The following is an 11062-nucleotide window of genomic DNA, read 5'->3' as shown; positions in this document are numbered from 1 at the left end:
AACGCACCGCTACTGCCATACGGACGCAAGCGCATATCTACGCGATAGACAAAGCCGTCTACAGTTCGCGCATCAAGCACATGTATTAACCGCTGACCCAGCTTGGCAAAAAACTGGTGATTGTCGATAGGCTTTCTGGGGTGGTCCGTTTCGCCACTGGCCGGATAGGCGAAGATCAAATCAATATCCGATGAAACATTCAGCTCTTTCGCGCCAAGTTTGCCCATACCGAGGACAATCATCTGCTGCTCGCCGCCCTCTCGATCACGCGGCACACCGTGCTTCTCGCTCAGCATTCGGTGCAGCCACTCTGCAGCCTGCTGAATGCAGACATCGGCCAAAGCAGACGCCTCGGATAAAGTGGAATCGAGTGTTGAATCAGTTGCTGGATCAGTTGCTGGATCAAGAGCACCAAGATTACACATATCCCGCCAGATAATGCGCGCCTGCTCGGCATTACGAAATTGCCGAAGCACCGCCATAAGCTGGTCTTCGGTTTCACATGCCTGGACTTGAGGCGCAAGCAACTCGCGCATCTGAGACTCATTGCGCCCACAAAAAAGCGGAGAACCTGCATCAAGCAAGTTTACAATCAGCTCGGGCCTTCGCTGCAACACCTCAGCGACGAATGGGCTAAGCCCCAAGCCCTTTACGAGTAAGTTAAATTGGCGCTGACTAAGCGTTGATATCTCTGAGGCTTCTTGGAGACGCTCAAGCGCTTGTTGTGCAGGTTTTTGAAGTGACGCTGGTAAACCCGAAAGGGCAGTGCTTAATTCCATAAACGTGAAGTGCCATGAAGTGATTCAACTTATTTATCAGTCTAGCAGCGCCCTCTTCTCTAAGTAACCAACGACGAGGATGATTTTTCTACAGCATTGCAATTCTTGCTTAAGATCAAGCACAGCCGAGAGTCTAAGTGCACGGTAACAGGACAAACACCGGCTAAGTGCATGCCCAAAATAAGCGGCCACCATCCGCCCTTAGCGAAGAACAGAGCAATACTAAAACGTCACGAACAAAACAGAATATAGCCACGCTGCGCTTTACTTATATCGTCGGCGCGCAAGGGGAGCTTTTGGCAGAGAGTTGTACTTAATTCGAGCATAGCTGCATGCGGTTCTTTTGCAGCACTGCCGCTATGGCTCAGCCCATCAGATCGTTCATCTAGCTCAACCGACTCGCATACCTTAGCGCTTCCGAGGTACTCAATCTCGACCTCATGTATCGGCTGTGCCTTTTTCGTACCCGGAACGGTGATCTCCCCCTCGTCCAAGACTAACTCGAAGTGGTGGCCACCCCATTGAACAATCTTGGCGGTACGCTGAAAATCGGTTCGAAATACGGGCTTTAACTGCAAATTGGTAGCATGTAACTGTGCAGTCCAAACATCGAGCGACTCCAACGCTTTAGTGCTCAAAATAGGCTTCGCTAATTCCCATTCCCATTCTCCCCGCTGCGAAACGCCATTCACGCTTTTGCCTGCGGTTTTAAGCGTTTGGATATAACGGGTATTAGGCGCAACGCCTTTTTTTCGAATCCGCAAAGCCACTTTATTCTTATGAAGCGTCAGATCTTCGGTATCAAAATAGATATTTTCAAGCTGCATGATCTTAATTTGCGCTGCATTGTCTTGGGTTACATCAGCTTGAGCGGGCCCGCTTTGTGTTAGGTCAGTTTGCGCTGCACCAGTACTGAGCATCGCTTGCTCAAGCTGCGCAAACGAGAGCGCCTCCGTGCAGGACAGTTTTAACTCTAGCTCTTTCGCCATCACTCTATTCCCAAGCTTACTCGATAAACATCATTCAGTTTATACACTTTTTAACTCGCAGAAACGAAAAAACCGGCCAGAAGGCCGGTTTTCAATACTAGCTAACTAAGTAAAACTTAGAAGTAGTAAGTAGCACCGATAGCAGTTGCTGTGTCGTCTTGATCTTTAACGTTGTCGTAACCATCAGACTGAGCTGCTTCAATGTATACGTACATGTTGTCGCTTACATTGTGAAGCGCTTGCAAATAGATAGTTGACTGATCGTCGTCAGTTGCGCCATCTGCATCCGTACCGTAGATGCCGTAACCTAGAGCAAACGTAGTTGCGCCCATGTTGTAAAGACCTTGAAGACCCATGTAGTCACCGCCGTCTTTCTGGCCAGACTCAGACTCATCAAGCGTTTCGTACTGCGCTTGAAGCGTTAGGTCGCCCATCATCATTGCTGCTGCAATACCGATAGCGTCTTGGCCTTTGTTGTTACCGTAGTTAGTGTCAGAAGCCATAGAGTATGCCGCTGCTACGTAGAACTCTTCAGTTTCGAATGCTGCTGCAAGCTGAGTACCACGAGTCGTAGTAGAATCACCATCGATTTTGTACGTCGCACCAACTTTGATCGCGTCAAACGTACCAACGTACTGCGCGTTGTCGCCTTCGCCAATCGTCGTCAAGTTAGCACCAAGACCGATCTGCTCAGAAGTATCGGTGATGTTGATGAACTGCTCGTAAACAGTGTCGTCAGAACCGATTTGAACAGAACCGAAGTCGCCTTTCACACCGATGTACGTTTCGTCAGTTTCGCTAAGGCCTGGGCCATTAGGCTTTGAGCTGTTTTTGTCATCAGCGTCAAATTCGAATTCCATTTTCAAAAAGCCAGTAAGGCCTTCAGAAATCATGTGCTCGTGCGTGAAACCAAGTGTAGAACCGCCGTCTGCGAATTCGTGAGAGCCGCTTTTCGCGCCATTCAGATCAGTTTCGTTCCAGAAGTGAGCAAGCTGAATGTTACCAAACACGCCCAATTTAATTGGATCGATGCTTTCTTTTGCGAATGCCGCAGTTGAGGTTAGTGTAGCTGCTGCTACAGCTGAAGCGATCAGAGTCTTTTTCATTTCGTCTTCCTTATTTCTAATTGAAGATTGGGCTGATGCCCGTTCGTTCTAAGTAATTTAATAGCTATTAAATCGTTTATTAGTATTTTCGATGGGATGCCCCAAAGTGGCGCCCATTTAATTTCACACTCGTGACAGAAATATGACAAGCGACAAACTTGTTTGATTTCTTTCACCAATGTCATGAACTGCAATCGATTTAAACAAAGTTAAATCAGGATGTAGAACATGCTTTTGGTTCGACCAAAGTTATCTTAAGCCAAAGTTCAATCAATGCGCACGTTACAGCTTAGTTAGGAAAGTGACGCAAGTGTTCAATATTTTGATCACCAAAACCACCCGTACTTTGTTTCACTTTGTACAACTTCAACGACAAATGTAAAACAACCTTCAAAGCAAGAAACGCCTATTGAGCAAAACTTCTCCACTCAGGACACTCCCTTTACCAGCCCAAGTAACTTAGCTAAAACCGTGCCAACCGCGCGATGCCCACCTTGCCGAAAATGGTGAATATTACTTTATTAACAATAGTTTAAGCGAGCTACTTAAAGCCAGCCCTTAGTTTCGGTTTAGTACACGATATTGAATTACGCAACTTTTTGGTGCGAATACATAGAAAATAGGCAAAATCCGCCCCATCTGCGAAGACCAAGCCCTATTACAGTATGAACAGGTAGTAATAGAGCCCAGCCTAAGTGAACCAAATTAGCTCTCAAACGGCCGAAAAACGTATATTTTAAGAAAATAGATGCGCTTTGTAGGGGAGGCGCCATGGCTTACGGCGTAGCGAGGCCTTGAAAACAGCTACAAGAGCCTTTGCACAAAGCACCAAAATACAACACCAGCACTAATGCTGCTCTCAAATAATGCACAACTCACTTAATAGCGCCTAGACTAAAGTCTAAGCAGTAACAGACGCTTTCAGGCGACAATGAGGGATGAAGACCCTACAAAAACAGAAACTGATTGCACTCTAAAGACAAGCTAAAGCTCAAACATAAAGGTAACAGGGCCATCGTTAAGCAAGCTCACTTTCATATCTGCCCCAAACCTTCCAGTTGCCACTCGATCATGTGCCTTCTGAGCCTTTTCGACAAAACAGTCATAGATTGATCTGCCATGCTCTGGACTCGCCGCACTTGAAAAGCTCGGTTTCGTTCCCTTTTTTGTATCGGCTGCAAGCGTAAACTGTGAAACAACCAATAAGCCTCCCTGAACGTCTTGCAGGCTTCGTCCCATGCGACCATTTTCGTCTTCAAAGATACGATACTTTAGAATTTTAGTGAGCATGCGATCGACCAGCACAGTATCGTCATGCTTCTCGACCCCGATAAAAAGCAGGATGCCCTGATCTATCTCACCAACTAGCTCACCACCCACAACAACTGAAGCGCTCTTTACACGCTGTATAAGTGCTTTCATTACTTATTGCTCTCCACGCTTTCCGGCACTATTGTTGGCAATCTTCATCACAAAAAAAGGCCGAAGTAACATATACTCCGGCCTTTTTGATTCAGAAGTTAAACCTAAGTTTTATTTGGCGCGCTTACGCTCATTCTCTGTAAGAAGCTTCTTACGCAAGCGAATACTTTGAGGCGTTACTTCTACAAGCTCATCGTCTTCAATAAACTCGAGCGCTTGCTCAAGCGTGTGAATGATTGGTGGCACTAGGGTCAACGCTTCATCCGTACCGGATGCTCGCACGTTGGTTAGCTGCTTACCTTTCGTCGGATTTACAGCCAAGTCATTCGAGCGGGAGTGAATACCAATAATCTGGCCTTCATACACGTCCTGCGCATGGCCGAGGAACAAGCGACCGCGACTCTGCAAGTTAAACAAAGAATAAGCCGCCGTCTTTCCTTTCAGCATACTCACCAATACGCCGTTCTGACGCTTGGCAACTTCGCCGACTTTAACTGGGCCATAGTGATCAAACACACTAGTCATTATGCCTGAGCCAGAAGTCATAGTTAGGAAGGCACCACGGAAACCGATCAGACCTCTTGAAGGAATGGTGAATTCTAAACGAACTCGACCCTTACCATCTGGCTCCATGTTGGTCATTTCAGCCTTACGCAGACCAAGCTCTTCCATCACCGCACCTTGATGAGGCTCTTCTACATCAATCACTACATGCTCATATGGCTCTTGAATTTCGCCATCAATTTCGCGCTGCACTACCTCAGGACGAGAAACACCCATCTCAAAGCCTTCGCGACGCATGGTTTCAATGAGCACTGAAAGGTGCAACTCACCACGACCAGAAACCACAAACTTATCAGGCGTATCACCAGCTGCAACACGAAGCGCCACGTTATGGATCAATTCCTGATCTAGGCGATCCTTAATGTTCCGCGTGGTAACAAACTTACCTTCAAGGCCTGCAAACGGAGAATCGTTAACAATAAAGGTCATGCTAACCGTTGGCTCATCAACAGAAAGCGCCGGCAAAGCTTCGACACACTCAGGGTCGCAGAGCGTATCCGAGATACCTAGCCCGTCAATACCATTAATACAAACGATATCTCCGGCACTCGCAAGCTGGGTTTCTACCTGCTCAAGACCGAGGTAACCTTTTACATTCAGAACCTTACCTTTGCGCTCTTTACCTTCTGCATCAACAATAATCACTTGTTGATTTGGCGACAACGTACCGCGCGTAATTCGACCCACTCCAATAACGCCGACATAGCTGTCATACGCTAGCGCAGAAACCTGCATTTGAAATTTCCCATCTGGGTCAACGTCTGGTGCCGGCACCTTCTCAACGATCATCTCGTAGAGCGGCGTCATATCGTCAGCCATATCTTCAGGATCAAGGCCGGCAATGCCATTAATCGCTGATGCGTAGATCACTGGAAAATCCAACTGCTCGTCCGTCGCACCGAGACTATCGAACAAATCAAAAACTTGATCCATAACCCAATCAGGACGCGCACCAGGGCGGTCAACTTTGTTGATAACAACAATTGGCTTAAGACCTTTCTCAAATGCTTTAGAAGTCACAAAGCGCGTTTGCGGCATAGGACCATCAACAGCATCAACAAGTAGACAAACAGAATCTACCATCGACAATACGCGCTCTACTTCTCCACCAAAGTCGGCGTGTCCGGGCGTATCTACAATGTTGATTCGGTAGTCGTTCCATTTGATCGCGGTATTTTTCGCAAGAATGGTAATGCCACGCTCTTTCTCCTGATCGTTGGAGTCCATGATGCGTTCGGCACCCTCATCCTTACGATCCAAAGTTCCAGACTGGCTTAGAAGCTTATCAACCAAGGTCGTCTTACCATGGTCAACGTGCGCGATAATCGCGATATTACGTAGGTTCTCAATCACTGTAGCATTACTCAAACATTGTAGGAGGCGTTAAAAAGGACGCGGATTATACAGAAAGCGAACGCAGATAAATACAAGGTGCACATTTATTTGCAATCATGCCTTTGACTGCAAACAGAGTCAGCCGCCCCATAATGGATCAGACAAAGAATTATTGCACCAACATGGGTCACTCAGACCAAGAGTTAAAACCTCAGTTTTTTATAGGTCGTTGTTTATCCTGCAGAAAACACTAAAAGCCCGAACTGGCAAGAACCTTGCTTTCTAAGTGAACCAAAAGTGGGCAGAACGCCTGCAGGCCTATGAAAGCGATAAGGGAGCATGCTATTCTGCTCGCCCATTTATAGGTTATCAGCGCCAAGAGCGAGTGGAGCATGAGACATGCTGCAGTCCTGGGGCTTATAAATCGTCAGACTTTCGGAAATAACAACGCAGCGCGCGAAGATTTAGCCGAAACCTGAAATAAACAAGAACTGCTTATCTCTTCGGTAGCCGTTCAGTAACATCCGTAATATGGAGTAATAAAATGTCAGAGAACACTCTGGGTCTCATCAAAGAGAACGAAGTTAGATGGGTAGACCTTCGCTTCACAGATACACGCGGTAAAGAGCAACACGTTAGCATTCCATCTACAGAAGTTGACGAAGACTTCTTTGAAGAAGGCAAAATGTTTGACGGCTCATCAATTGCTGGCTGGAAGGGCATCAACGAGTCAGACATGATCCTTATGCCTGACGACACTACTTCGGTTCTTGATCCTTTCACTGAAGAAACCACACTCATTTTGCGTTGCGACGTTGTTGAGCCATCAACAATGCAAGGTTACGAGCGTGACCCACGCTCTGTTGCGAAACGTGCAGAAGAGTACTTGAAGTCTACAGGCATCGCAGACAGCGCCTTGTTTGGTCCAGAGCCAGAATTCTTCGTATTTGACGATGTTAAGTGGAAAGCTGATATTAGCGGCGCAATGTACCAAATCAGCTCTGAAGAAGCTGCATGGAGCGACCACGCAGAATTCGAAGGCGGCAACATCGGTCACCGTCCAGGCGTTAAAGGCGGTTACTTCCCAGTACCACCAGTTGATTCTTTGCATGACCTACGTGGCGCCATGTGTGCTGCAATGGAAGCAATGGGTCTTGTGATCGAAGTACACCATCACGAAGTGGGTACTGCTGGTCAGTGTGAAATCGGTGTTGGTGCAAACACGCTTGTTAAGAAAGCGGACGAAGTACAAATCCTTAAGTACTGCGTACATAACGTTGCACACGCATACGGCAAAACAGCGACATTCATGCCGAAGCCTCTAGTTGGTGACAACGGTTCTGGCATGCACGTTCACATGTCTCTTGCTAAAGATGGCAGCAACCTATTTGCTGGTGACGGCTACGCTGGCCTATCTGATGAGTGCTTGTACTACATCGGCGGTATCATCAAGCACGCTCGTGCAATCAACGCATTCACGAACTCATCAACCAACTCTTACAAGCGTTTGGTACCAGGCTTCGAAGCTCCAGTTATGCTTGCATACTCTGCACGTAACCGTTCAGCGTCTATCCGTATTCCATTCGTTAACTCGCCTAAAGCGCGTCGTATGGAAGCTCGCTTCCCTGACCCATCTGCAAACCCTTACCTAGCGTTTGCTGCATTGATGATGGCAGGCCTTGACGGCATCCAGAACAAGATCCACCCTGGCGACCCAGCGGATAAAGACTTGTACGATCTACCTGCAGAAGAAGCACTTGCTATCCCAACTGTTGCAGAAACATTTGATGTAGCACTTGCAGCTCTAAAGGAAGACAACGAGTTCCTTACTAAAGGCGGCGTGTTCACAAAAGACATGATCGATGCCTATATCGAACTTAAGAACGAAGAAGTTGAGACTTTGAACATGACAACTCACCCAGTTGAGTTCCAAATGTACTACTCAGTATAAGCTTCGCCTTATATGGAAAGCCCGGTGCTCGGATAGAGCACCGGGCTTTTTTGTTTCTAAACTGCGTGCTAGGCTAGAGCTAAATGGACTGAAGGAACCTCCTGATATGACCCTCAAACGCGCTATTTGCAGCACTCCCCTTGTCGCATTAACCCTGTTACTTCTATCTCAGCCAAGCTTAAGTGCAACGAAGGTGTATAAGAAAGTAATGCCTGATGGCAGCATTAGCTATTCAGACGAAGCTCAGGACGACGCGGAAGTCCTAAACGTCGAGCCTGTCCCAACAGTACCAGCATTTAAAGCACCGCCGAGTGAGGCAAAGCCAGAGGTAGAAGCAGAAGAAAAACCCAAGAATTTTTATGCCTCTTTAACCATCCTAAGCCCCGAAAATGACACGGCCTTTAATTCCGGTTCGGGGACTGTTGAGGTCAAAATCAAGAACAACCCATCTCTCATTCGGGGTCACAAATATAAAATATTCTTAGGCAACCAACTGCTATCAGAACAAACTGAGAATTCTTACGTGACGAGCAATGTAGACCGCGGCACGCATCAGCTTTCCGTTCACATCGTTGATCAGGCGGGCCGGATTCTAAAAAGCGCAACAAACACTTTCACGCTCCATCGACCCGTTATTCGCAAACAACCCAGACAGTGATTGCACTTAGCCTGATTTGCTCGCCACTCGACCGTAAATCAGGCTCTACAACTAGACACACTGCATCCATCCAACCCTCCCGACTCATTTCCGGCGCACCATTTTCGTGCAACCTCACAATGTTCTATGTATGCTTTTCTGCACCCATATCGCGCAGAACACCAACGAAAACGTAAAAACCATTATCTTTCAATACCTTAGATAACATCTGGCAACCTACACAATATATGGTTTGAATCTTGCAGATGGTCTCAGGTGGTGCAAGCGCACATTTTTAATCAGCGACAAACTCAACGAAACAGGCAGAATGAACAACCCGCAAAAAGCATCTTTTATCTTAGAAAATTTATCGACCGCTGTTTTTGTGCTGTCTGACGAGTTGCGCGTAATCGAATACAACCCAGCTGCAGAGATGCTTCTCCAGCTGAGCCAAAAACGTATTATAAACGCCCGATTTGAAGAGCTTTTCAATGTATTTCAAGACAAATTGCAACAGGAAATGCAGGATATCTTGATCAGTGGGCATACATATACCCAACGGGAATGCGAGCTCGGGTTGTTTAATGGCGACAATATTCTTGTCGACCTCACTGTGTCAGCCATGACCTATGAAGGCCAAGTTTCGCTGCTAATTGAGGCGCAAACGAAAGATCGGCTGATGCGGATCAGTCGTGAAGAACAATTACATGAGAACCAAGAAACCGCAAAAATTCTAATTCGGGGTTTGGCACACGAGATAAAAAACCCTTTGGGTGGCATCCGGGGTGCTGCACAACTACTCGCATCTGAGCTGGATGAGGAACAGAGCGAATACACGCAAGTTATTATCGATGAGACAGATAGGCTGCGCTCACTTGTTGATCGCCTACTTGGAACGCACAAAGCGTTGAATCTGGCTGAGATCAACATTCACGAAATTCTTGAACGGGTTTGCGCATTAATCCTAGCAGAGTCTGGAAAATCCATTCGCATCGTTAAAGACTATGACCCAAGCATTCCCGAAATTTTGGGCGACAAGAGCCAACTTATACAAGGTTTTCTCAATATCGCGAAGAACGCGCTGCAAGCCTTAGAAAAGCAGGCGCAAGCTGGTGAAGACGCCTCTATCACCATTCGTACCAGAACCTTAAGGCAATTTACGATTGGTCAAACGCGGCATCGATTGGTTGCCAGAATCGAGCTGATCGACAACGGGCCAGGCATAGACAAAAACTTCATTCAAAACATCTTCTACCCGATGATCAGTGGCCGCGCAGAGGGCACGGGTCTCGGCCTTTCAATTACACAAAGTATTTTTACCAAACACCACGGTTTAGTTGAGTGTGAGAGCCAGCCAGGCCATACCAGCTTTATCGTTTATCTACCCTTGGAGTTATAAGGATGAGCACGCAACCATTAGTATGGATTATTGATGATGACCGATCGATTCGCTGGGTACTTGAGAAAGCACTTCAGAAAGAAGATTTTGCGATCCGCTCATTTGAGAATGCCGACGGCGTCCTCGAGAGCCTCGAGCGTGAATCACCAGATGCAGTAATAAGTGATATCCGCATGCCGGGAATTGACGGTTTGGAATTACTAGGCCAGATCCACAAGCAAGACCCAGATATCCCGGTCATTATCATGACGGCGCATTCCGATCTTGACAGCGCTGTCACGTCTTATCAAAGCGGCGCGTTTGAATATCTCCCGAAACCCTTTGATCTCGAAGATGCCGTATCACTCTCTAAGCGTGCGATTGCCCACTCTCAAGAACAGCGCGCTAAAAACAACGACGTCTCGGCAACCAAAGTCAGTGAAAGTACCGAAATTATCGGCGAAGCACCCGCCATGCAGGAAGTGTTTCGCGCAATTGGTCGACTCTCCCACTCCAATATAACGGTGTTGATCAACGGCGAATCGGGCACTGGTAAAGAGCTTGTCGCCAAAGCGCTGCACCAGCACAGCCCCAGAGCAAGCGAGTCCTTTATCGCGCTAAACATGGCCGCCATTCCAAAAGACCTGATTGAATCGGAACTCTTTGGCCACGAAAAAGGCGCCTTTACTGGTGCTGGCGGCCAACGCACAGGTCGCTTTGAGCAAGCGAACGGCGGTACGTTGTTTCTCGATGAAATTGGGGACATGCCCGCAGATACCCAAACCCGCTTATTACGAGTGCTCGCTGACGGTGAGTTCTACCGGGTAGGCGGCCATACGCCAGTAAAAGTCGACGTTCGAATCATTGCGGCAACACACCAAAATTTAGAACACCTAGTTAA

General features: G+C 47.3%; 8 protein-coding genes and 1 pseudogene. 4 read left to right on the top strand and 5 right to left on the bottom strand.

Annotation, left to right across the window (positions count from 1 at the left end; translation table 11 throughout):
* From A3750_RS23150 to typA, 5 genes and pseudogenes are all read right to left on the bottom strand, one after another.
* Positions 1-779: pseudogene (locus tag A3750_RS23150) on the bottom strand (bifunctional glutamine synthetase adenylyltransferase/deadenyltransferase); the annotation flags it as partial.
* 230 nt (positions 780-1009) lie between these two features.
* Positions 1010-1768 carry a CYTH domain-containing protein gene (locus A3750_RS23145; RefSeq protein ID WP_068466012.1) on the bottom strand — a complete coding sequence of 253 codons (759 nt, stop codon included), beginning with the start codon at positions 1766-1768 and terminating at the stop codon, positions 1010-1012.
* 116 nt (positions 1769-1884) lie between these two features.
* Positions 1885-2874 carry a porin gene (locus A3750_RS23140; protein WP_068454015.1) on the bottom strand — a complete coding sequence of 330 codons (990 nt, stop codon included), beginning with the start codon at positions 2872-2874 and terminating at the stop codon, positions 1885-1887.
* 984 nt (positions 2875-3858) lie between these two features.
* Positions 3859-4296, bottom strand: a complete 438-nt coding sequence (gene dtd / locus A3750_RS23135; protein ID WP_068454013.1) for a D-aminoacyl-tRNA deacylase — start codon at positions 4294-4296, stop codon at positions 3859-3861.
* Positions 4297-4407: 111 nt separating this feature from the next.
* On the bottom strand, positions 4408-6213 hold the full coding sequence (gene typA, locus A3750_RS23130) for a translational GTPase TypA (RefSeq protein WP_068454011.1): 1806 nt from the start codon (positions 6211-6213) through the stop codon (positions 4408-4410).
* 526 nt (positions 6214-6739) lie between these two features.
* Between typA and glnA the strand changes: the two genes are divergently transcribed.
* From glnA to A3750_RS23110, 4 genes are all read left to right on the top strand, one after another.
* Positions 6740-8146 carry a glutamate--ammonia ligase gene (gene glnA / locus A3750_RS23125; RefSeq protein WP_068454009.1) on the top strand — a complete coding sequence of 469 codons (1407 nt, stop codon included), beginning with the start codon at positions 6740-6742 and terminating at the stop codon, positions 8144-8146.
* A gap of 106 nt (positions 8147-8252) precedes the next feature.
* Complete coding sequence (locus tag A3750_RS23120) at positions 8253-8804, top strand: Ig-like domain-containing protein (protein ID WP_068454007.1); 552 nt, start codon at positions 8253-8255, stop codon at positions 8802-8804.
* Between the two features lie 307 nt (positions 8805-9111).
* Positions 9112-10182, top strand: a complete 1071-nt coding sequence (gene glnL / locus A3750_RS23115; RefSeq protein ID WP_068454003.1) for a nitrogen regulation protein NR(II) — start codon at positions 9112-9114, stop codon at positions 10180-10182.
* Positions 10183-10184: 2 nt separating this feature from the next.
* Positions 10185-11062 (top strand): sigma 54-interacting transcriptional regulator (locus tag A3750_RS23110; RefSeq protein WP_082873403.1); only part of this gene is annotated, 878 nt, incomplete at its 3' end.

Source organism: Oleiphilus sp. HI0079, from assembly GCF_001635105.1.
Note: the sequence above shows the minus strand (reverse complement) of the source record. Positions and strands in the feature narration are given on the sequence as shown.

Excerpts from the sequence above, each read along its gene's own strand:
- glnA (WP_068454009.1), top strand. The coding sequence starts at position 6,740 with ATGTCAGAGAACACTCTGGGTCTCATCAAAGAGAACGAAGTTAGATGG.
- A3750_RS23145 (WP_068466012.1), bottom strand. The coding sequence starts at position 1,768 with ATGGCGAAAGAGCTAGAGTTAAAACTGTCCTGCACGGAGGCGCTCTCG.
- A3750_RS23120 (WP_068454007.1), top strand. The coding sequence starts at position 8,253 with ATGACCCTCAAACGCGCTATTTGCAGCACTCCCCTTGTCGCATTAACC.
- dtd (WP_068454013.1), bottom strand. The coding sequence starts at position 4,296 with ATGAAAGCACTTATACAGCGTGTAAAGAGCGCTTCAGTTGTTGTGGGT.
- glnL (WP_068454003.1), top strand. The coding sequence starts at position 9,112 with ATGAACAACCCGCAAAAAGCATCTTTTATCTTAGAAAATTTATCGACC.
- A3750_RS23140 (WP_068454015.1), bottom strand. The coding sequence starts at position 2,874 with ATGAAAAAGACTCTGATCGCTTCAGCTGTAGCAGCAGCTACACTAACC.